We start from the raw sequence: 21,849 nt of genomic DNA, 5'->3' as shown, positions 1-21,849 counted from the left end.
CCCAATAGGGTCGGGTCGGTCCTGTAACCGAGCCTGCAACCAGGGAGGTTTCCATGCGGCTCTACTACAAACCCGGCGCGTGTTCACTGTCGTCGCGGATCGTGCTTACCGAGATCGGCCTGGCCTATGAGACCATCCGCGTCGATACCGAAACCGGCCTGACCGAAACCGGGGAGGCCTATCGGGCCATCAATCCCAAGGGCTATGTGCCGGCTCTTGAGCTGGAAGGCGGCGTCGTTCTCACCGAGAATCCGGCAATCCTTCAGTTTCTCGCCGATAGCCATCCCGAAGCGGGCCTGGTACCTGCCTCTGGCGGTGTGGAGCGTGCGCGCCTCCAGGAATGGCTGAACTTCACCTCGTCTGAGCTGCACAAGGCCTTCAGCCCCTATTTCAGGGGCCAGCCGCTGACCGGGGCGGAAAGAGAACAGGTCGAAGACCGCCTGGCGCGACGCATCGCCGACGTGGAACGCGGCCTCGGCGACGGCAGGAGCTTCATACTCGGCGATCGCTTCACCGTGGCCGATGCCTATCTGTTCGTCGTCCTGAACTGGTCGGGCTTCATCGGGCTCGATCTCAACCGCTGGAAGGCCGTGGCAGCCTATGTGGCGCGCATCGCCGCGCGTCCGTCCGTTCGCACGGCCATGCGCCAGGAAGGGCTGATTGCCGACGAGGCCGCAGAATGACCCGAACCCAGAACGACATCACCGACGTCATCCAGGACTATTTCGACGCGCTTTATTTCTGCGACGTCGACAGGCTTCAGCGCGTCTTTCACCCGAAGGCGATCTATGCGACCGCCGACGAGACGCCGCTGCTCTACCGCACCATGGACGAGTACGTACCGGTGGTGGCTGCCCGGCAATCGCCGGCCTCGCGCAACGAAATCCGGCGCGACCATATCGACGCCATCGACCTCGCCGGAGAAAATACCGCCATGGTCCGCGCGCGCTGTTCGATAGGTCCGCGCGATTTCGTCGATTTCCTGACCCTGGTGCGCACCGACGGCCAGTGGCGGATCATCGCCAAAGTCTTTCAGATCATCCAACGCCCGTCATAAGGAGCCAGGAATATGCCGTATGTGAATATAAAGATCACGCGCGAGGGCGCGACGGCTGCGCAGAAGGCCGAACTCATCAAAGGCGTGACCAAACTCCTCGCGGACGTGCTGGACAAGGACCCCGCGGCAACCTTCGTCGTCATCGACGAAGTCGACCTGGAAAATTGGGGCGTGGGCGGCCTCCCCGTCGCGGAGTACCGCAAGACTCTCGAAACGTGATCGGCCCTCGAAAAGTGATCGAGACATGCCGATAAGCGCCCCCAGCCGCCATTGAGGCGGCGGCCAAGGGCGCGGCAGCGCCCGCCCGGCGAGGGGCTAAAAAACGACTCTCGAACGGCGCCCCCACGGGGGCAGCCAATGGGGGCGCCGTCCGATGCTTCAGGCCGGGACCGCCACCGTACCGGCCTGAAGCGTCTTGAGCGGCCGCGCCGGGTCGGCGAGCGCAGCCGGATCGAGAATGGGAGCCAGGGCATCGGCCTGGGCCTGGATCAGGCCGCGGCCCTGGGCGAAATCGAGCGGAGCATTGACGCAGTCGATGGCCACCACCCGACCATCGCGGAGATAGACGGCCGAGAAACTGCCGCCGTCGGGCCGGCCGCGGAGGATTTCGGTATCATGGCCCTGGACGATGCCGATGGTCTGAAGCTTGAGGTCGTATTGCGACGACCAGAAGCGCGGCACGGCATCGTAGGGCTGGTCGCCGCCGAGCATGGCGCCGGCCACGACCCGCGCCTGATCGACCGCGTTCTGCACGCATTCCAGCCGCACCCGGCGACCACCGGCGAAGCGGTTGACATGGGCCGCGCAGTCACCAAGCGCCCAGACATCGGGCAGGCCGGTCCGGCAGAGGCCGTCGACCGCAACGCCGCCCGCCGCCTCGGCCCCGGTGGTGGCGCCGGCGGCGGCGAGCGCCGAGACCTCGGGCACCAGGCCGATGCCGACGATCACCAGATCCGCGGGCAGGCAGTCGCCGTCGGACAGGATCACGCCGGCGACCCGGCCGGCGGCATCGCCGGTCAGCGCCTCGACCCCCACACCGGTGCGGATCTCGACCCCGGCATCACGGTGGCGTGCCTCGACGGCAGCGGCGACGCTCCGCCCCGACACCCGGGCCAGCACACGGTCGGCGGCTTCGATCACCGTCACCCGATGACCCTGACCGACCAGCGCCGCAGCGGCTTCGAGCCCGACATAGCCGGCGCCGACCACCACCACCCGCGGGCGGCCGGACAGATCCGCCCGCAGCCGGTCGGCATCGGCGAGGCTGCGGATGGTGTGGATGCCGGACAGGTCCGATCCCGGGCAGGTCAGCCGGCGGGCGGCACCGCCGGTCGCCCAGGCGAGCCGGCCATAGCCGATCCGGCGGCCATCTGCGGTGAACAGGCGATGGGCGGCAGGGTCCAGATCGGTGATCCGGGTGCCGGGCAGCCGGGTGATGTTGCGCTCCGCCCAGAAGCCGTCGGGCCGCAGCCGGATATCGGCGGCAAGGGCCGCACCGGTCAGATAGTCCTTGGTCAGCGACGGCCGGTCATAGGGGGCTTCGTGCTCGGCGCCGATCAGTCCGATCGTGCCGTCGAAACCGCCCTGGCGAAGGCTGATGGCGAGCTGGGCCCCGGCATGGCCGGCGCCTGCGATGGCGATGTCGAATGTCCAGGTCATCGTCCTGCTCCCGGGGGGAAACGGAAAGGCCGGCCGGGGGCTGCGTGCGGGGGTACGCCGCACCCGGCCGGCGGCAGCGGGATCACGAACCGGCGCGCCTCAGGCGTCGAGCAGCTCGAAATCCTCGCGACCCGCCCCGCAATCGGGGCAGGACCAGTCGTCATCCAGATCTTCGAGGCGGGTGCCGGGCGGAATGCCATGGGCCGGCGACCCCGTCGCCTCGTCGTAGACATAGGTACAGAGCAGGCACTTCCAGGCCTTGCCGGCGGCGGCGCCGGCGTCAGCCTCGATCTTGGCGGTCATGGGCACGGAAACAATTCCCGGTTGGTGTCGGATGTGGTGAGCAGGGCCCGGCGTCAGATCGCGATGCCCATGGCCGTGAAGCTGTTGCGGCCGGCATCGGTCGAGAGAATGCCCACCTCGTGCGACAGGCCGACGATGCCGGTATAGTCCAGCCGCTCGCGCGCAGCTGCATTCAGCGGCCGGCAGTCGGCGACGATGGTTGCGGCACCCGGCACGCGCAGCTGCTCCAGCACCGACGACCAGATGTCGAGTTCGAGATCGGCGAACCATTCGATCGGCTTGGGCAGCACGCTGGCGAAGAAGGCCTGTTCCCGGGGGCTCAGCGCCGGGTAGAAGGTCTTGGTCATCAGGGTGAAGATCTTCGAATGTGCCAGCTCGTCATGGCGATGGGCGGCCACGGTCGCCATGTTCATCGGCTGGATCTCGGTGCAATCCGACAGCTGATGCAGATAGTCGCTGACGAAGATCTCGGACACGACCGAGGTCGCAAGATGAACCAGGATCTTCTGCCAGTCTTCCGACTGCAGCGCCTTTTCGCGGTTCATCATCGTGACCAGGTTGAAGCCCGGGATCTTCAGATCGTCAAGCCCGCGATGGGCGCGGGTCAGCCGGTTGGCGTTGGCCACCAGCAGCAGGTGATAGGCCTCGTCGACCAGGGTTTCACAGACGATCTGGCGGCTGGTCTCGTCGGTGAGGCCGGGGATGCGGCCATCGAGTGCGTCGTAGCACGAGGGCGAGACGATCGCGCTTTCGATGGCGACGGTCTTCTCGTTGTAGATGATCCAGCCGGCAGACAGGATCTTCGACTTCAGCTCGGGCGCCAGCCGCTGGTAGAGCGGGTGGGCGTGGAAGGGCAGCAGCTCTTCCAGGAAATCCGGCCGGGCGGGATCGAAGGTCAGATCGATCGCATCGCGACGCACCTTGGCGCGCTTGATCCAGCCGTCGCCGATCCGCTGCAGCAGGGCTTTGACTTCCGACTGCTCGTGCTGATGCGCAGCGTCAGTACCACCGGGGGCGATGGCGGGGGCGCTCATCGTCGTCATGACAGGGCTCTCCGAAAACATGTGCGAAGGGACAGGGTCACTGGTCCGCCTGCCCGTGGCTCGATCGGGTGGCGGCATCCATCTCTCTCGGTCGATCTTCGAACGACGGCATCTCGTCCGGCGGGGTCGCGCGGCGGGCCGCTCTCCTTGGTGCTGGCACGGGTCCTGGGTGGCCCGTGTCTCATTTTTGGCCTATGTCATTATTTGTAACGGCCTGTGCCATAAACTAGCGATCCGCCCTATCCCTGTCCAGCGCAAACACAACCATTGGTCAAAGAATCCTGAGAAATTTTCATGTCTGATTGGGATCGTTTTCTTTTCAACTCAGCTGCATAGGTCAGATGATCTGGCTTTGTGCAACACGCTATGGTTGCGATTTCACATATCTGTCATGAAAAAAAGCCGCCCGGCTGTCGCCGGACGGCTCCAGTGGCGTCGCAGGTGAGGCTCGATCACCCGCGACGTGGGAGTCCCCTGAAAATCAGGCAGCCGGCAGCGGGAAACGGGCGCAGAGGGCATCGACCTCCTGCCGGACGGCGGCTGCGGTCGCGGGATCCAGCCCGCCATTGTCACGCAGGGCGCCCAGCACCTGCAGGATCAGCCGGCCCACGGTTTCGAATTCGGCGATGCCGAAACCACGGGTGGTGCAGGCCGGGCTGCCGAGCCGGATGCCCGAGGTGACCATCGGCGTGGCGGTATCGAAGGGCACGGCGTTCTTGTTGGCGGTCAACCCCACCTCTTCCATCGCCTCGACCGCGGCCTTGCCGGTCAGCGCGAAGGGCCTGAGGTCGACCAGCACCAGATGACAATCGGTGCCGCCGGTCACCAGACGCAGGCCACCCGCATCCAGCGTGCGGGCCAGCGCCGCGGCATTGGCGACGACATCATGGATATAGGCACGATAATCCGGCTGCAGGGCCTCGTGGAAGGCGACCGCCTTGGCGGCGATGACATGCATCAGCGGCCCGCCCTGAACGCCGGGGAACACCGCCTTGTCGATGCGCCGCGCGATATCCGGATCGTTGGTCAGAATGATGCCGCCGCGGGGGCCGCGCAGGGTCTTATGCGTGGTCGACGTCACCACATGGGCATGGGGTACCGGGTCGGGATAGAGGCCGCAGGCGATCAGCCCGGCATAATGGGCGATATCGGCCATCAGCCAGGCGCCGACCTCGTCGGCGATCGCGCGGGCGCGGGCAAAATCGATCTGCCGCGGATAGGCGGAGCCGCCCACGAAGATCAGCCGCGGCCGGGTCCGCCGGGCTTCCGCGGCCATCTGGTCCCAGTCGATCGTCTCGTCATCGGCCCGCACCTTATAGGTGACCGCCTTGAACCAGCGTCCCGACAGGCTGACCGGCGAACCATGGGTCAGATGGCCGCCGCAGGCGAGATCCAGCCCCATCACCGTGTCACCCGGCTCCAGCAGCGCGAACAGCACCGCCAGATTGGCATTGGCGCCGGAATGCGGCTGGACATTGGCATAGGCGGCGCCGAACAGCCGGCGGACCCGGTCGATCGCCAGCGTTTCGGCCCGGTCGACCGGATCGCAGCCGCCGTAATAGCGCCGGCCGGGATAGCCCTCGGCATATTTGTTGGTCAGCACCGACCCCTGAGCCTCGCGAACCGCGCGGCTGACCAGGTTTTCCGAGGCGATCAGCTCGATCTGGGTCTGCTGACGGCGTTCCTCGGCGCGGATGGCACGGGCGAGATCGGGATCGATCGCGGCAAGCGGCGCATCACGATCGGGAACGGAAACAGGCGCAGTCTTCAGCATGGTGGCGATTTCCGAAGGCAGCGGGGGGGGGGGGAAGGAGCAACGACGAAAGCAGGACGCGACCCGCACCAGCCATCCGGCGTGGCTGGTACAAGCCGCCATTGAGGCGGCGGCCAAGGCTACGGTAGTGGCCGCCCGGCGAGGGGCTAAAAAACCTCCGCCATTGCGGCGGCGGCCAGGGGGCGGCAGCCCCCGCCCGGCGAGGGACTAACAAACTCCCGCTCCCGCACGGCCCCGTGCGGGAGCAAGCCGCCATTGAGGCGGCGGCCAAGGCCACGGTAGTGGCCGCCCGGCGAGGGACTAAAAAAACCTCCCACCTCTCACGCGTCGAGGTTGCGCAGCCAGGTCTCCAGGCAGGCCTCGGCACGCGGCTTCAGGATCGGGCCCCAATGCTCGTTGTCGGCCCGCAGCCGCGGCACGTCGACGCCGGCGCCGCCAAGCTCGATGGTGTGGCCGATCAGCCAGCGCTCGAAGCCCTCGCCGCCCGCCTCGGGGTGGAACTGGGCGCCGAAGGCGTTGGCGCCGTAAGAGAAGGCCTGCACCGGGCAGATTTCCGTGGAGGCCAGCGCCTCCGCCCCCTCGGGCAGGTCGAAGCGGTCGCCATGCCAGTGCAGCACCGGCCCGCCGTCGAACACGTTCAGGCAGGACCGGCGGCCGGCTTCGGTCAGCGTCAGCTCCGAAAAGCCGATTTCCTTGGCAGGGCCCGGATAGACTTTTGCCCCCAGCACCCGCGCCATCAGCTGCGCGCCCAGGCAGATGCCGAAGATCGGCTTGCCGGCGGCCAGGCGCCGCTCGATCAGCTGCAGCTCTTCCGTGAGGAAGGGATATTTCTCCTCCTCATAGGCACCGATCGGCCCGCCGAGCACCACGATCAGCCCGGTGGTCAGGGGATCCAGGGTCCAGAGCTCGTCCACACCCGCATCGTAGTAGTGGACCTTGTAGCCGGCGCGCTCCAGGACCGGCCCGAAGCAGCCCAGATCCTCGAAGGCGAGGTGGCGAATGGCGACGGCGGTCTTCAGCATCGTTGCCTCCGATTAATGACACATGCCAATATCTCATTTGGCATGTGCCGATATATCTAGCGGCTTCCTCACCGCACTGCAACCATGACGTTCGCCCGAAATGCACAGCCCGGGCAGCACGGTTCCACCTGCCGCAACACACCACCGCCGCCGCCCCTCTCCCCGGCCCCTGTCGCCAGGGGTGGAGACCGGCTCGCCGATTGCCCCCGAAAGCGGATGACGCCATAAATGTCCGAGACACTCGGTCCGACCCGGACCCATGCCCCACTCACCGGAGTCCCTCACCCGATGCATTTCGTCACCGGCAGATCGGCGGCAGAGATCGCTGCCAGCGTCGAGCGGGCGATCCGCAGCGGCCAGGTCTCCCCCGGCGAGCAGCTGCCCTCGGTGCGCGATGTGGCCGAACGGCTGGGCGTCAATCGCAACACCGTCACAGCCGCCTACGCCCGTCTGCGTGAAGCCGGTCTCGTCACTGGAAACGGCCGCCAGGGCTCCCGCGTGGCCGCGCCGCCTTCGGTCGAGATCTACCGCAGCGAGATCCCGGCCGATGTCCGCGACCTCGCCTCGGGCAATGTCGATGCCTCGCTGCTGCCCGACCTCGCCCCCTTCCTTGCCCGGCTCGATCTGCCCCCGGGCGGGTATGAAATGGTCGAAGACGACCCCGAACTGGTCGCCCATGCCCAGCGGGTCTTCCGCGCCGACGGCCTGCAGGCCGGCCGCATCGCCATCGTCTCGGGCGCCATGGACGGGCTGGAACGGGCACTGCGCGCGCATCTCCGGCCCGGCGACCCGATCGCGATCGAGGATCCGGGCTATGTCTCGGCCCTGCTGCTGGTCCGTTCCCTGGGCCTCAGGCCCGTGCCGATGGCGCTGGACGAAGACGGCGTGCTGCCCGAAGCGCTGGATGCCGCCCTCGCCGCCGGGGTGCGCGCGGTGGTGACCACACCCCGCGCCCAGAACCCGACCGGCGCCTGCCTCGGCGCGGAACGGGCCGCCCGGCTGCGCGCCCTGCTCGACCGCCATCCGGAGGTGCTGGTGATCGAAGACGACCACGCCAGCGCGGTCTCCGGTGTTCCGGCCCAGACGCTCGCCCCCGCCCGCATGGCCGCCCGTCCCTGGACGGTGATCCGATCGGTGTCGAAATTCCTGGGACCGGATCTGCGGCTTGCGATCGTTGCCGGCGACCCGATGACCATCGCCCGCATGCAGGACCAGCAGGCGCTGGGTCCTCGTTGGGTCAGCCATATCATCCAGCGTCTGGTGCTCAGGCTGTGGACGGCCCCCGGCACCGATCAGGTGATCGAGCGGGCCGCCCGCTCCTATGGCGCCCGGCGCGAGGCGCTGGCCGCCCGGCTGGCCGATCATGGCGTCATCGCGCTCGGCCGTTCAGGCCTGCATGTCTGGGTGCCCGTCCAGCGCGAGGCCGAGGTCGTCCAGGGGATGCTCGCCCGCGGCTGGTCGATCCAGGCCGGCGAGATCTTCCGCCTGCGCAGCGGCCCCGGGGTGCGTGTCGGCATCGCCAGTCTCCATCCGGGCGAAGAGGAAACCGTCGCCCGGGCCCTGGCCGACAGCATGCGGCCGGGGCGGTTGCTGTATACGTAGGAGGAGGGAGTCGTTTTTTGGTCCCTCGCCGGGCGGGGGGAGTCTGTCTGGCCCTCGCCGGGCGGCCACTACCGTGGCCTTGGCCGCCGCCGCAATGGCGGAGTTTTTTTAGCCCCTCGCCGGGCGGCCACTACCGTGGCCTTGGCCGCCGCCGCAATGGCGGCTTGCACCAGCCATCGGTGATGGCTGGTGCAGCTCCATAGGCACAGCCTGAGACAGATCCTGGCAAATCAGCCGGCGCGGGGGTCCTGGGCGACGGAATGTTCGGTGCCGGCCATGGAGGTTACCGCGAAAGTGGTGGCCTCGGGGGCCGGGGCCGGGTGGTGCCAGATGCCGGCGGGGATGACCACGAAGCCGCCCGCCTCGATCTTCACGGTTTCGGGGCCGCTTTCGTGCAGCAGGGTCAGCTGGATCGCGCCGTCCAGCACCTGGACCTGCTCGTCATGGGGGTGGCGTTCCCACGGCACCTGGCCGGCATAGCGCAGCAGATAGGCCATGCAGCCATTGGCCGCGGCCAGCGGCCGCATCGCCGCCATGGCGTCTTCCGGTCGGGTATCCGGGCCGATGGTCAACAGGGGCAGATCGCCGGCGATCTTTCCGATGGCATGAACGTCCATGACACACATCTCCTCTCCTGGCGTGGCAGGGGCACCGGTGCTTCGCCGGCAGGTTGGGATTCCACCATGGATTGAACCACTGAGTCGATATGCGTCGTAAAAATTCATCATTTGCGCGAGGTCCCGCCTCTCCCGGGCCGGCTCTCACAGGAACGTGACCCGCCGCGAGCGGCTTGCGGCTTGCCCCGCCGGCCGATCTGCCGACATCTGTGGGGAAGCCCCACCCGTCTCAGGGACCCGACAGATGTCCGCAGCCCGCAAGCCTGCCCTGCCCTGGAACGACCCCCGCGGCCGTTTCTCGCCGATGAAGGCGCTGGTCTTCGGCCTGCTGCTGCTGCCGGGCATGTGGATGATCTGGACTCTGGTCGCAGCCGCACCGGATATGCCGCAGCAGCCAGGCCCCGGGATCGGGCTTCAGGGGCTGCCGGATCGGGGACTGCTGGGGCCGGGCGGGCCGGCCGGCGGCATCGACGAAGCCGGGCTCAGCGTGCCCCAGGTCAAGGAGACACTGCTGCTCGCGGGATTGTGGGCCGTGCGGCTGCTGACCCTGTCACTGCTGGTAACACCGCTCAAACTCTCCCTCGGCCGGCCGAAGATCGGCCAGCTCCGGCGGATGATCGGGGTGGCGGCCGGGCTCTACACGCTCGCCCATTTCGGGCTCTATCTCGTCTGGATGAAGCTCGATCTCGTCCGGATCGCGTCCGAAATCTGGCTCAGAACCTATCTCACCATCGGCTTCGTGGCCGTGCTGATCCTGGCGGCCCTGCTCGCCACCTCGACCGACGGCATGGCGAAGCGGCTGGGCGGCAGCGCCTGGAAGCGGCTGCACAAGGCGGTCTATGCCGCCGCCCTGCTCGGCGCCCTGCACTTCTTCATGCAGACCCGGCTGGAGCCGGGGGAGGCGACCATTCTGGCGGGCATTCTGGGCTGGGCCGCGCTCTGGCGGCTGGCCGATGCCCGGCGCCCCGCCTGGGTGCGGGGGGTGCCGGGCCTCGTCGGCCTCGCCCTGGCCGCGGGGCTTCTGACCGTCGGGATCGAGGCGGCCTGGTTCGCCTTCGGCACCAGCCTGGATCCCGGCCGGGTGGTGGCGGCCAATCTGATGCCCGATGTCTTCCCGCGCCCCGCCGCGGTGGTGGCCATGGCGGGGCTCGGGATCGTGGGGCTGCACCTGGCCTTCAGGTCCCGGCCCCGTGCTCAGCCGGCCCGGCCACGTCGGAATTCGGTGGCATAGATCGCAAGCATGGCGAGGCCGAGCCCGGCACCGGCTGCAACCACGCCTGCCCAGCCGCCGGCGTGATAGATCACGGTGCCGAGTGCGGCACCCGAGGCGCCTGCGAAGAACATGATCGTCATGTAGATGGCGTTGACCCGGCCGCGGATCTCGGGCGCGGTGGAGAAGATGATGCGCTGGCCGGTGATCTGATTGGCCTGGATGGCCGCATCCAGCACCACCGCCAGCACCGCCATGGCGATGATCGAGCCGGCGGAAACCGCCGCCCCCGAGGCGAGGTACGACACCACCACCAGCACCATCGCCACCCCGGTCTGCACCCGGCTGTAGCCGCGATCGGCCAGCCGTCCCGCGACCGGAGCGACCAGGGCACCGCCGGCGCCCGCCAGTGCGAACAGGCCGATCTGGTGAATGCTGAGGCCGAAGCGCTCCGCCAGCATGATCGGCGCCGTGGTCCAGAACAGGTTGAAGGCCGCGAACATCAGCGCCTGATAGGCGGCCCGCCGGCGCACCGCGGGCAGGCGGCGCAACAGGCCGGGCATCGAGCCCAGGATGCGAAGATAGGCGACCAGCCCGGATCCGCTGCGGCTTCGCCCCGGCTGCCAGGCCGGCATCATCCGCCAGAGGGCGGCCCCCACCACCAGCATCAGCACGGCCGAAGCCCAGAACACTGCCCGCCAGCCGAAGCTGCCGGCAATGAACAGGGCGGCCGGCCGCGCCAGCATGATGCCGGTCAAGAGGCCGGCCATCACCGTGCCGACCACCTGGCCGCGGCGCTCGTCGGGCGCGAGTCTCGCGATGAACGGCACAAGCACCTGGGCGCCGGTCGCACACAGGCCGACCATGAAGCAGAAGGCAAACAGCGGCAGCGCCTCGGTCGAGAGCGCAATGCCGCCGAGGCCCAAGGTGGTCAGCACCAGCGTCGCCAGCACCAGCCGGCGGTTTTCGACCAGATCGGCGGCCGAGACCAGCAGGAACAGGCCGACGCCGTATCCGATCTGGGTGATGCCGGTCAGCGAGCCGGCAAGATCGGGGTCGAGCCCCAGATCCGCCCCGATCGCCGCCACCATCGGCTGCGCATAATAGAGATTGGCGACCAGCGCACCGGTCGCGACGGCAAAAAGCGCCACGAGGGCCCCGAAGGGCCCTCGCGACGCGGATGGTCCAGAGGTGGCCGCAGCCTCGCTCACCGATCGTCTCCCCGCCGCCGGGAAGCCGCGCGTCCGGCCCCCTGGCGTTCCAGCATCCAGCCCGGATATTCGGGCGGAAGCGCACTCACCGCATCCAGCCGCGCCAGATCCTCGGTCGACAGCTCGACCTCGGTCGCGGCCAGGTTGTCGTCCAGCTGCTCCACCGTATTGGCACCGATGATCACCGACATCACCGACCGCTGATGCAGCAGCCAGGCGAGCGCGATCCGCGCGACCGACACGCCCTTCGCATCCGCGATCTCGCGCATCACGTCGATGCAGTCGAAGGCACGGTCGCGGTTCACCGGCGGGAAGTCGAAGGTCGCCCGGCGCGACCCTTCGGGGCCGTTGCCGTCACGGTCGTACTTGCCCGAGAGCAGGCCGCCCGCCAGCGGACTCCACACCATCAGACCCAGCTTTTCGGCCTCGATCAGCGGCACCAGCTCGCGTTCGAGATCGCGGCCGGCGATGGTGTAATAGGCCTGGAGCGTGGCGAAGCGGCTGAAACCGCCACGGTCGGCGATGCCCAGCGCCTTCATGATCCGCCAGGCCGACCAGTTGGACACGCCGACATAGCGCACATGGCCCTGACGGACAAGATCATCCAGCGCCCGCACCGTCTCCTCGATCGGCGTTACCGGATCGACACCGTGGATCTGGTAAAGATCGATATAGTCGGTGCCGAGCCGGCGCAGGCTGGCCTTGACCGCATCCATGATATGCCCGCGAGAGGCGCCGCGGTCATTGGGCCCCTCCCCCACCTGCCCCAGCACCTTGGTCGCCAGAACCATGTCGGTGCGCGGCCGGCCGGAATTACGCATGGCATGGCCGGTGATCTCTTCCGAGAGCCCGCCCGAATAGATATCGGCGGTGTCGATGAAGTTGACGCCCCGATCCAGCGCCCGGGCGAGGATCGCATCCGCGCCCGCCTGATCGAGCCTGCCGATCTGAGTCCAGAAGCCGCCGCGGCCGCCGAAGGTCATGGTGCCGAGGCAGAGTTCCGACACGAGCAGGCCCGTGCCGCCAAGGGTGTTGTAGCGCATCGCTTTCCCCATTCGATCGCTGTCGTTGTCGACAGGGCCGATATGGCATGGGGCTGTGCATCGGATAACCGCGTGGATCAGTCACGCCGTGTATAGTATGCCTGAACAATGATGGTGCGATCCGTCACCCCCGCTCCTGTGCCCCGGACCCTTGCTTCATGGCGAACAGCGACCCGTTCGACGGTCTGCATGAATTCCTGGCCATCGCCCGCCGCGGCAGCATCCGGGGTGCCGCAGCCGAGCTTGGCGTTACACCAGGGGCGGTCAGCCAGGCGCTTCAGGGGCTGGAACGGCGGCTGGGCCTGCCGCTTTTCCACCGCACCACCCGGCGGATCTCGCTCACCGAGGCCGGGGAAACCCTGCTCGGGCGACTGGGTCCTGCGGCCGAGGCCATCACCGGCACCATCGACGGGCTGCGCCGGATGACGGCGGAACCGTCGGGTACGCTTCGCCTGCTCGCCCACCGGCTGGCGGTGGAGACGGTGATCCACCCGCTGATCCCGACCTTCCGCGCCACCTGCCCCGGGGTCACCGTCGACATCACCATCGATGACGGGCTGGAAGACCAGATCGCCGGCCGCTACGACGCCCATATCGCGATCGGAGAGTTCATCGATCACGACATGATCGCGGTCAGGGTCTCGCGCCCCTTCCGCTGGTTGGTGGCCGGATCGCCCGACTATCTGGCCCGCCGCGGCCGGCCGGAGGTGCCGGAAGACATCGCCCGTCACGATTGCATCCGCTTCCGCCTGGCCCGCAGCCGGCGGATTTATCGCTGGGAGTTCGAACGCCCCGGCCCCGACGGCACGGCGCAGGCACTCTCGGTCGACCCGCCGGGAGAGATCGTCACCAACGACACAAAGCTGGTCCGCACCTTCGCCCTGCAGGGGCTGGGGCTGGTCTATGGGTCGGAGCTGATGCTGGCGGACGATCTTGCCGCCGGGCGGCTGGAGACGGTGCTGGATGCCTTCATGCCCGCCCGTGACGCCCTGTTTCTGTGCTATCCCCGGGCCAGCCGCAGCGACCCCAAGCTTCGCGCCTTCGTGGAGGCCTGCCAGCGGCAGCTGCGCCGCAGCGGCGGCTGACCCGTCAGGCGGGGCGGCGTACCCCCCCGGCCCCCGCCGTCCGGAACCGGTCGAGCCCGGCCATGCAGAACCCGACCATGAAATCGACCAGCACCGGCTTGTCGCGGGCATCGTCGGCCACCTTGGCGAAGGGCCAGATGATCGCCTCGTCCAGCGCGCCGGTGATGCAGGCGGCGGCAAGTTCGGTGTCGAAGGGGGTGAATTCACCCGCCGCGATACCGTCCTGCAGAATCTCGGAAAACAGCACATGGAAGCGGTGGCGGCAGTCCAGCCGCACCGCCTCGATCTCGGGCGAGACGGGCTCCGCCAGCAGGGCATGGGCCAGGCGCGGCCGGCGCAGCGCGCGTTCGACATGCACCCGCACGGCAGCCGCCAGCCGCTCGCCATGCGGGCCCGGCCGGTCCGCCGCCTCGACCGAGGCGGCAAGTTCGCGCAAGGCCGCCGTCCGGAAGACCTCGGTGTAGAGCGCGGTCATGGTCGGGAAATAACGGTAGATCGTGCCTTCCGAGATCCCGGCCTTTTCCGCCACCAGCCGGCTGCGCACACCCCGGAAGCCGACTTCGGCGATCAGTTCGCGGGTCGCCTTCAGGATCATCATCCGGCGCTCGGCAAGGCGGCGCCGGGTCTCGGGCGTCTGTCGGTAGGCCAAGGCTGGGGGCTCCGGTCCGGACATATCCTGTGGCGAGCATGCACCCTCATGCACGCACTTGCCAGTGGATAAGTAATGAGTCCATACTCATTTTTTAAAGGGGCCACCATCGGGTGAATGACGTCCGCACCCGTATCGGCCATCCGGAGAACGCCGCATCATGCAGCTTTGCCGGATCATCCGCCGGCCAGCCCGGTCGCCCCCGTCGGACGGAGAGCAAAGATGACGGTCGACCCGCGCCCCCAGACCCAACCTGTAGACGATCTTGATATATCACAGGCAATCCGGGATGCCGGAGCAAAAACGCATGAGGTGCTGCCCGGTACACCGGGCGGGCATCTGGCGGAGATCGCGGCGCGCTTCCCCGACCGGCCGGCGATCGAGGGAGAAGGCCAGGTGCTGGACTATGCCGGTCTGGACGCACGGGTGAACCGCACCGCCCGTCTGCTGACGGCGCGCGGCCTCGGCCGCGGCGACCGGATGGCCGTGCTCTCCGAAAACCGGCTGGATTATGTGGTGCTGGCCTTCGCCGCCGCTCGCACTGGTATCATTCTGGCTGCCCTCAATTGGAGGTTGTCGGACGGTGAGCTCAGCCACTGCGTCGGCCTGGTCGATCCACGACTGGTGATCGCCTCACCGCGTTTCCGCGACACCGCGCTCCGGCTCGGCCTCGATCCGCTGGTCTTCGGGCCCGACTGGGAGGCGGCGCTCGACGGCGAAGAGACCACCGCCATCCCGGGCGCCGAGGCCCAGGCCGAAGCGCATGAGGAGGACGGGCTGCTGATCCTCTACACCAGCGGCACCACCGGCCTGCCCAAGGGCGCCATGATCAGCGCCCGGGCCGAAATGGCGCGGTTCACCCTCAGCCGCCGGGAACTCGGGCTCAGACCCGATCATGTCTTCGTCGCCTGGGCACCGATGTTCCACATGGTCTCGATCGAACATGCGATGCATGTGCTGATGACCGGCGGCCGGGTGGTGGTCGTCGACGGCGCCGACATCCCGCGGCTGGTCGATCTGGTGGAGACCGGGCCGCACTGGTGGCTGGTGCTGATCCCGGGCATGATCGAGCGGGTGGCCGCCGAGATCCGCAGCCGCCGGGCCGCCCGGCCAGACTGGCGGCCGGCACGGATCGAGATGGTCGGCGCGCTGGCCGATCTGGTGCCGCCGGCCCTGATCGCCGAGATTTCGGGCGTGCTGGAAGCGCCCTACTGGAACAGTTTCGGCTCCACCGAAACCGGCATGCTGCCGGCCGCCGGCACCCGCTTCGCACCGGGCGAGGCGCCGGCCGACCTCGCCAAGGCCCCGAACAGCCTGCATCTCTGGCGGCTGGTCGACGAGGACGACCGCGACGTGCCCCCGGGCATGGCGGGCGAGATCGCCGTGCGCGGCCCCTCGGTCTTCAGCGGCTACTGGAATGCGGCCGCGACGAATGCCAAGGATTTCCGCGGCGGCTGGTTCCATATGGGCGACATGTTCGTGGAACGCCCCGATGGCCGGCTCGATTTCGTCGACCGGGCCAAATACATGATCAAATCGGGGGCCGAGAACATCTATCCGGTCGAAATCGAGCGGGTGCTGATGACCCATCCGGCCGTGGGCGAAGCCGTGGTCGTGCGCCGCCCCGACGAGCGCTGGGGCGAGGTTCCGGTCGCCTTCGTGGCGCTCAACGACGATGCTCCCCCGGTGACGGCGGCCGAGCTGACCGCCTGGTGCCGGGCAGGGCTCGCCACCTATAAATGTCCGCGTGAGATCCGCTTCATGGCCTCGCGCGACGACTTCCCGCGCAGCACCAGCGGCAAGGTCCAGCGCAAGACGCTGGAGATGCAGCTTCAGGCCGACACGACGCGGCCCGCCGGGGACGCCATCGCCGGGGAGAGCGCCGCATGAGATACCGTCACGCTGAGCAAGCGCTTTTTTCAGTCGGCGAGCTTTGGCACGAAGGGTTTTCGAGCCTTGGCGACGGCGTAGACGGCGACGAGGAGTTTTCGCATGGCGGCGACGAGGGCGAGCTTTGGTGGCTTTCCCTGTGCGCGCAGTCGGTCGTAGAAGGCTTTGAGCCACGGGTTTCGGCGGACAGCGGTGAGGGTTGGCATCCACAAGGCGGTGCGCAGGCGCGCGTTGCCGATCGGGGTGATGCCGGCGCGGGTGGGGCGGCGCTTTCCGGAGTGGCGCAGGGCTGGGATGACGCCGACGTAGGCTGCCAGGGCTGCGGGGCTGTCGAAGCGGGCCGGATCGCCGAGTTCGGCGATGAGGCGTGCTGCGGTGCTGGGACCGATTCCGTCGATGGAGGTCAGCAGCGAGCCGACCTCGTGCTCGTCGAGCAGACGGGTGATGTCGTCGTCACGGTCGGCCAAGCGGCGGCGCCACAGATCGAGATCCTGACAGATGTCGCGGACCTGGACGCGGTAGGCGGGGCCGTGGTGCTGGCCGACCGAGCGCTTGGCCGCGGCGATGATCTGGTCGGCCAGTTCGCTTCCGACGGCGTGGCGGCCATCGTAGCGCAGCTTGGCGAGCCGGCGTGGCGTGGCTTTGGCGACGGCCTCGGCGGTGGGGTATTCCGCCAGGATGGCGGTGGCCAGCATGCTGTCGAGCGTGCGGACATAGCGTCGGAATTCCGGGAAGCCGAGATCGACCAGCCGGCGGAGCTGGCGGACGCGGTCGTCGAAATCCTGGCGCAGCCGGTCGCGGTGGCGAACCAGTTCGCGCAGCTCCTCGCTGGCCCGGCTGCCCAGCCGGGTCGGGGAGGGGCGCTTTTCCCGCCCGAAGCGGGCCAGGCCGAGGGCGTCGATGGCGTCGGTCTTGGTGCGCTCCAGGCTCTCGCCCTGGAAGCGGTGGGTGCGCAGCGGGTTGATCAGGGCGACCTCGTAGCCCTTGGCCGCCAGCACGGCGAACAGGTTCTTCCAGTAATGCCCGGTCGCCTCCATGACCACCAGCGCCTCACCCGGCGGGGCCAGCGCGGCCAGCAACGCGCCGTGCCCGGCCGCGTCTTCGGTGAACGGCTTGGGTTTGGCCAGGACCGTGCCGTCCGCATCAAGGATGGCGAAGACATGGGTTTCCGACGCGATGTCGATGCCGACGAATTGCATGGCGCCTCCCGTGCGGATGAGCCGGAAGCCTCGGAGCCGGTGCTCGTGCCCCTGCTTGTCCATGCGCGGATGACCGCCCCGATCGGGGCGGTCATCCGCCCCCTCGCCACGACACCGCCGGATACCGTTCGGGCAAAAAGCACCGGGCGAGGGCGCCAATCTCATGCACGAAGATCATCCTTCGAGCGCAACGCGGCGACCCTCTCCCGGCTATCAGGCCAAACATCCTACCAGGAGACGGCCCGATGAGTGGAATTCATACAAGCACGATCATCCTGCACCATTACGATTATTCGCCCTTTTCCGAGAAGATCCGGCTGATCTTCGGGCTGAAGGGGCTGGACTGGCGGTCGGTGATCGTGCCGGCGATCAACCCCAAGCCGAAGCTGATGCCGCTGACCGGCGGCTATCGCTTCACGCCGGTCATGCAGATCGGCGCCGACGTCTATTGCGACACCCGGCTGATCGCCCGCGAGCTGGAGCGCCGCTTTCCGACGCCGCCGCTCTTCGCCAGCCTGGCCGAACAGGGCCTCGCCGGGGTGGTGGAGGCCTGGGCGGAGCGCGATCTGTTCTGGCCGCTCGCCCGTTACATCACCGGGGTCAATGCCGAACGCACCGAGCCGGGGTTGAATGCCGACCGGGCGGCGCTGCGCGGCAAGCCCGAGCCGTCGCTGGCCCGGCTGCAGCAGGTGGCGCGCGACAGCCTTGGGCAGGCGCTGGGCGAGATCCGCCGGGTGGACCAGATGCTGGGCGACGGCCGGGCATTCCTGCTGGGCGGCAAGCGGCCGGGTCTGGCCGATCTTGCGGTCTATCACGGCCTCTGGTTCCTCGACGCTCTGCCGATCCGCTGCGGCACCGCGCTCGACCTCTACCCCGCCATCCGCGCCTGGATGGGGCGTGTCGCCGCCCTCGGCCATGGCCGGGAAAGCCCGTTCACGGCCGAACAGGCGCTGGATGCCGCCGCCGCGGCCTATCCGGATCCGCTGCTCGCCTCGGCCGACGGGGCGGCCCCGGCGCCGGGCAGCCTGGTCGAGGTCCGCCCCGAAGGCTATGTCACCGAACCCGTGACCGGCGAACTGGTCCGCGCCGATGCCGGCCGGATCAGCCTGCGCCGCATTCACCCCGCCGTCGGCGAGGTGATGGTCCATCTGCCCCGCCAGGGCTATGTGCTCCGCCCGGCAGGGCACGGAAGCCAGATCGCCTCTGCGCCCCTGGAAGACCCTGTCGGAGAGGAAGCCTGCCGGTGACCACACTGCTCGACGGCAAGACCGTTCTGCTCACCGGTGCCGCCTCGGGCATCGGTGCCGCCACCGCCCGCGCCATGCTCGACGAGGGCGCCCGGGTGATGATCACCGATCTCGATGCAGGCCGGCTCGATCTGCTTGCGGCAGAGCTGGCCGAACACCATCCGGGCCGGGTGGCCGCCCTGCCCCAGGACGTGACCGACGAGGCTGGCTGGGAAGCGGCGACGGCGGCCGTGGCGGAGCGTTTCGGCCCGATGACCGTGCTGGTCAACAATGCCGGCGTGCTGCCCGAACTCTGCCGGCTGGAAGACACCAGCCTGACCGAATGGCGGCGGGTGATGACGGTCAATCTCGACGGCGTGTTCCTGGGGGTGAAGCACGGCATCCGGGCAATGAAGGACCGGGGCGGCGCCATCGTGAACGTCTCCTCGGTCGCTGCCATGATCGGCATGCCGATCACCGGCGCCTATAATGCCAGCAAGGCCGGGGTGCATATGCTGACCAAATGCGCGGCGCTGGAATGCGCGCATCTGGGCTATGCGATCCGGGTGAATTCGGTCCATCCCGGCTATGTCCGCACGCCGATGACCGGGCAGATCGCCGACAGGCTGGGCGGCGACCGCTTCGACCGGCGGATGACGGCGGTGACGCCGATGCGGCGGCTGGGCGAGCCGCGCGAGATTGCCGATGCCGTGGTCTTTCTGGCCTCGGACCGCTCGTCCTATGCCACCGGCACGGCGCTCGTCATCGACGGCGGCTGGACCGCGCAATGAAACCAGACAGGACGGGTTGAGACCTGGACCAGCGGGCGGGGTTCAAGGCAGGATCGGGGCGTTCCCGTCCCTCCTCCGGAAGGCCCCACCCGCCATGTCCTCCTCCCGCCCCCTGCTGCTCGCCGGCCTTGCCGGCGCCACCTGCCTGATCGGTGCGACGCTCGCCCTCGCGCCCGCGCCGGCCAAGGCCGAAGAGGTCGGCTGCGTCAGCACCACCTTCAAGCTGATCGGCCCCAACAACAAGATCTGCATCGACAGCTTCCGCGACCCCAAGGTCGACGGCGTGGTCTGCCATGTCAGCCGCGCCAAGACCGGCGGGCTGAAGGGCGCCGTGGGCCTGGCCGAAGACACCTCCGACGCCTCGATCGCCTGCCGCCAGGTCGGCCCGATCACCATCCGCGAAAAGCTGAAAGAGGGCGAAGACGTCTTCCGCGAAAGCCGTTCCTGGCTGTTCAAGCGCCTCCAGGTCGTCCGCTTCCACGACGAGCCCAACAACACCCTGGTCTACCTGACCTATTCCGACGAACTGGTCGACGGCTCGCCCAAGAACGCCATCTCCACCGTGCCGATCATGCCGTGGCCGGAGAAATGAGGACAAGAATGCGGGGCCGGATGATCATCATGTGTCATCCACCCGCGGCAATTGCCCGCCGCCCTGCGGCGGCATAGTCTGGGCGGCGGTTCTGGCGCAGACGAGAGAAGGCGCAGGCGGATGGAAATCTGGATCATCCTCGGCATCGTGGCGCTGGTGGCGCTTTATGCCATCGCCACCTATAACGGCCTGGTCGGGCGGCGGAACGGGGTGCGCAATGCCTTTGCCCAGATCTCGGTGCAGCTGAAGCGCCGGCATGATCTGGTGCCGAACCTGGTCGCCGCGGTGCGCGATGCCATGGCCTTCGAGCGCGAGACCCTGGAAGCGGTGGTCGCCGCGCGCGGCAAGGCGGTCGCCGCAACGCAGCGGGCGGAACAGGGCGGCAGTGCCGCCGATCGCGCCCAGGCGCTGGCGGCGGAACGCGAACTGGGCGCCGGGCTCGGCCGGCTGCTCGCCGTGGTCGAAGCCTATCCCGAAATCCGCTCGGGCACCCATGTGTCGGAGCTGACCGAAGAGCTGCGCTCCACCGAGAACCGTATCGCCTTCGCCCGCCAGCATTATAACGACAGCATCCAGTCCTATAACGACCGGGTGCAGATGTTCCCCTCGAACCTGATCGCCGGCATGTTCGGCTTCCGGACCGAGGAATTCTTCCAGGTCGATGCCGCCGAAACGGCGGTGCCGACCGTGTCGCTGCGCTGATCCCATGGCCCGCGGCAAAGGCTGGCGGCCCTGGCAGAGGCAGGCCTCCCCCTGGGCGCGTCGGGGCCCCTGGGACACCGGTACCGACCCGGTGCCCGACGAGGGCACCATGCCCGATCCGGCACCCGATCCGATCCGCGAGACCGAGGACCGGCCGGAACCGGTCGAGGGCATCCGGATCGACCGCACCGATTTCGCCGGCGCCATCCGCGCCAACCGCCGCAAGAGCCTGGCGATCTGCCTGGGCCTCACCTTGTTCGGCATGGCGCTCGGCTATCTGGTGGGCTGGTGGGTCGCCCCACCCTATGCCCCGGAAAGTACCGGCACGCTCGCCCTGCTGCTCTCGGGCGGCGGCGCGGTGGGGGCGGCGGTGATGGCGGTGGCGGGCGGGCTCTGGTCCACGCTGGCGCTGACCACCGGCGACCGGATGGCGCTCGGCATTGCCGGCGCGCGCGAGGCCGACCCGGTCGCCGATCGCCGGCTGCACAATGTGGTCGAGGAAATGGCCATCGCCGCCGGCCTGCCCAAGCCGCGGGTGATGGTGATCGAGACCGAGATGCCCAATGCCTTCGCCGCCGGGCTCAGCCCCGAAAAAGGCACGATCGCGGTCACCCGCGGGCTTCTGAACCGGCTCAGCCGCGACGAGCTGCAGGCGGTGGTGGCGCACGAGACCGGCCATCTCGCCAATGGCGACAGCCGCTATATGGTCGTGGTGTCGGTGATGGTCGGGCTGATCGTGATCGTGGCGGCGATGGCCCGCAGACTGGCCTATTTCGGCGGCGGCTCCCGCCGCGGCAGCGACCGCAATGGCGGCAATGCCCTGGCGCTGGTGGCGCTGCTGCTGATGGTGGTTGCCATCCTCGCCCCCGTCGCGGCCCAGGCGATGCAGTTCGCGCTGTCGCGGCAGCGCGAATATCTGGCCGATGCCACGGCGGTGAAGCTCACCCGCAATCCCAAGGCGATGATCGGCGCGCTGATGCGGCTCGACGAGGCGGCGGCCGCCACCGGCCGCGACGCCCCGACCTCCGCCCGGGCGCTCGAAGCACTCTGGATCGTCAACCCGCTGGACGGGCCGGGCGAAAGCGGCCGCCGTCGGCGTCGGGCCGGGCTGTTCTCCACCCATCCCTCGATCGATGACCGGATCGCGCGCATCCGCGCCATGGGTTGATCCGCG

Annotated in this window: 22 protein-coding genes; 12 read left to right on the top strand and 10 right to left on the bottom strand. The window is 68.6% G+C overall.

The genetic code is table 11. The annotated features are described in order from the left end of the window. Positions 1-53: 53 nt before the first annotated feature. The 3 genes from gstA to P7L68_RS11090 are packed head-to-tail and all read left to right on the top strand — an operon-like array spanning position 54 to position 1,276. Positions 54-683, top strand: coding sequence for a glutathione transferase GstA (gene gstA / locus P7L68_RS11100; RefSeq protein ID WP_372005229.1), 630 nt, complete (start codon positions 54-56; stop codon positions 681-683). After that, the gene (locus P7L68_RS11095) at positions 680-1,057 is read left to right on the top strand and encodes a nuclear transport factor 2 family protein (RefSeq protein WP_372005227.1); all 378 of its coding nucleotides are present in this window, start codon (positions 680-682) and stop codon (positions 1,055-1,057) included. Before gstA ends, P7L68_RS11095 begins: the two co-directional genes overlap by 4 nt. Positions 1,058-1,069: 12 nt before the next feature. Further along, on the top strand, positions 1,070-1,276 hold the full coding sequence (locus P7L68_RS11090; protein ID WP_372005225.1) for a 4-oxalocrotonate tautomerase family protein: 207 nt from the start codon (positions 1,070-1,072) through the stop codon (positions 1,274-1,276). Between the two features lie 159 nt (positions 1,277-1,435). On the opposite strand, the gene P7L68_RS11085 is transcribed toward P7L68_RS11090, so the two are convergent. From P7L68_RS11085 to P7L68_RS11065, 5 genes are all read right to left on the bottom strand, one after another. Further along, complete coding sequence (locus tag P7L68_RS11085) at positions 1,436-2,716, bottom strand: NAD(P)/FAD-dependent oxidoreductase (protein WP_372005223.1); 1,281 nt, start codon at positions 2,714-2,716, stop codon at positions 1,436-1,438. Positions 2,717-2,815: 99 nt separating this feature from the next. Continuing rightward, positions 2,816-3,019, bottom strand: a complete 204-nt coding sequence (locus P7L68_RS11080; protein ID WP_372005221.1) for a rubredoxin — start codon at positions 3,017-3,019, stop codon at positions 2,816-2,818. Positions 3,020-3,072: 53 nt separating this feature from the next. Continuing rightward, positions 3,073-4,062, bottom strand: coding sequence for a diiron oxygenase (locus tag P7L68_RS11075; RefSeq protein WP_372005218.1), 990 nt, complete (start codon positions 4,060-4,062; stop codon positions 3,073-3,075). A 481-nt stretch (positions 4,063-4,543) separates the two neighbouring features. Beyond that, positions 4,544-5,836 (bottom strand): serine hydroxymethyltransferase, encoded by a 1,293-nt coding sequence (glyA, locus tag P7L68_RS11070; protein WP_372005216.1) that lies wholly within the window; start codon positions 5,834-5,836, stop codon positions 4,544-4,546. Positions 5,837-6,156: 320 nt separating this feature from the next. Beyond that, the gene (locus tag P7L68_RS11065; RefSeq protein ID WP_372005213.1) at positions 6,157-6,858 is read right to left on the bottom strand and encodes a glutamine amidotransferase; all 702 of its coding nucleotides are present in this window, start codon (positions 6,856-6,858) and stop codon (positions 6,157-6,159) included. Positions 6,859-7,146: 288 nt separating this feature from the next. Here P7L68_RS11065 and P7L68_RS11060 point away from each other — a divergent pair, with 288 nt between their 5' ends. Beyond that, a complete protein-coding gene (locus P7L68_RS11060; RefSeq protein ID WP_372005211.1) occupies positions 7,147-8,460 on the top strand; it encodes an aminotransferase class I/II-fold pyridoxal phosphate-dependent enzyme in 1,314 nt (437 codons plus the stop codon). Positions 8,461-8,690: 230 nt separating this feature from the next. On the opposite strand, the gene P7L68_RS11055 is transcribed toward P7L68_RS11060, so the two are convergent. Next, positions 8,691-9,077 carry a cupin domain-containing protein gene (locus tag P7L68_RS11055; protein WP_372005209.1) on the bottom strand — a complete coding sequence of 129 codons (387 nt, stop codon included), beginning with the start codon at positions 9,075-9,077 and terminating at the stop codon, positions 8,691-8,693. 244 nt (positions 9,078-9,321) lie between these two features. Here P7L68_RS11055 and P7L68_RS11050 point away from each other — a divergent pair, with 244 nt between their 5' ends. After that, entirely contained in the window at positions 9,322-10,308 is a 987-nt protein-coding gene (locus P7L68_RS11050; RefSeq protein ID WP_372005207.1) for a sulfite oxidase heme-binding subunit YedZ, read from the top strand. Here P7L68_RS11050 and P7L68_RS11045 read toward each other — a convergent pair. Further along, positions 10,272-11,438, bottom strand: coding sequence for an MFS transporter (locus P7L68_RS11045; RefSeq protein ID WP_372005205.1), 1,167 nt, complete (start codon positions 11,436-11,438; stop codon positions 10,272-10,274). The genes P7L68_RS11050 and P7L68_RS11045 overlap by 37 nt on opposite strands. A gap of 56 nt (positions 11,439-11,494) precedes the next feature. Continuing rightward, on the bottom strand, positions 11,495-12,541 hold the full coding sequence (locus P7L68_RS11040; protein WP_372005203.1) for an aldo/keto reductase: 1,047 nt from the start codon (positions 12,539-12,541) through the stop codon (positions 11,495-11,497). 158 nt (positions 12,542-12,699) lie between these two features. On the opposite strand from P7L68_RS11040, the gene P7L68_RS11035 reads away from it, so the two are divergent. Then, complete coding sequence (locus tag P7L68_RS11035) at positions 12,700-13,626, top strand: LysR family transcriptional regulator (protein WP_372005201.1); 927 nt, start codon at positions 12,700-12,702, stop codon at positions 13,624-13,626. A gap of 4 nt (positions 13,627-13,630) precedes the next feature. Here the strand turns inward: P7L68_RS11035 and P7L68_RS11030 are convergent, their stop codons facing one another. After that, entirely contained in the window at positions 13,631-14,275 is a 645-nt protein-coding gene (locus P7L68_RS11030) for a TetR/AcrR family transcriptional regulator (RefSeq protein WP_372005199.1), read from the bottom strand. Between the two features lie 312 nt (positions 14,276-14,587). On the opposite strand from P7L68_RS11030, the gene P7L68_RS11025 reads away from it, so the two are divergent. After that, positions 14,588-16,165 (top strand): class I adenylate-forming enzyme family protein, encoded by a 1,578-nt coding sequence (locus tag P7L68_RS11025; protein ID WP_372005197.1) that lies wholly within the window; start codon positions 14,588-14,590, stop codon positions 16,163-16,165. Between the two features lie 29 nt (positions 16,166-16,194). On the opposite strand, the gene P7L68_RS11020 is transcribed toward P7L68_RS11025, so the two are convergent. Then, positions 16,195-17,427 (bottom strand): IS110 family transposase, encoded by a 1,233-nt coding sequence (locus P7L68_RS11020; RefSeq protein WP_372000016.1) that lies wholly within the window; start codon positions 17,425-17,427, stop codon positions 16,195-16,197. A 182-nt stretch (positions 17,428-17,609) separates the two neighbouring features. Here P7L68_RS11020 and P7L68_RS11015 point away from each other — a divergent pair, with 182 nt between their 5' ends. The 5 genes from P7L68_RS11015 (at position 17,610) to P7L68_RS10995 (ending at position 21,843) form a co-directional block, all read left to right on the top strand. Beyond that, a complete protein-coding gene (locus P7L68_RS11015; protein WP_372005194.1) occupies positions 17,610-18,611 on the top strand; it encodes a glutathione S-transferase family protein in 1,002 nt (333 codons plus the stop codon). Continuing rightward, a complete protein-coding gene (locus P7L68_RS11010) occupies positions 18,608-19,381 on the top strand; it encodes a glucose 1-dehydrogenase (RefSeq protein WP_372005190.1) in 774 nt (257 codons plus the stop codon). The genes P7L68_RS11015 and P7L68_RS11010 overlap by 4 nt, the downstream gene beginning before the upstream one ends. Before the next feature lie 94 nt (positions 19,382-19,475). Beyond that, positions 19,476-19,973: a CreA family protein gene (locus tag P7L68_RS11005; RefSeq protein WP_372005187.1), complete on the top strand. Its 498-nt coding sequence runs from the start codon at positions 19,476-19,478 to the stop codon at positions 19,971-19,973. A 120-nt stretch (positions 19,974-20,093) separates the two neighbouring features. Then, the gene (locus P7L68_RS11000; protein ID WP_372005184.1) at positions 20,094-20,675 is read left to right on the top strand and encodes a LemA family protein; all 582 of its coding nucleotides are present in this window, start codon (positions 20,094-20,096) and stop codon (positions 20,673-20,675) included. A gap of 4 nt (positions 20,676-20,679) precedes the next feature. Continuing rightward, a complete protein-coding gene (locus tag P7L68_RS10995) occupies positions 20,680-21,843 on the top strand; it encodes a M48 family metallopeptidase (protein ID WP_372005182.1) in 1,164 nt (387 codons plus the stop codon). Positions 21,844-21,849: the final 6 nt, after the last annotated feature.

The sequence above is a fragment of the Tistrella mobilis genome (assembly GCF_041468085.1).
Classification (GTDB): Bacteria; Pseudomonadota; Alphaproteobacteria; order Tistrellales; family Tistrellaceae; genus Tistrella; species Tistrella mobilis_A.
This window is presented reverse-complemented; position numbering and strand designations above follow the sequence as displayed.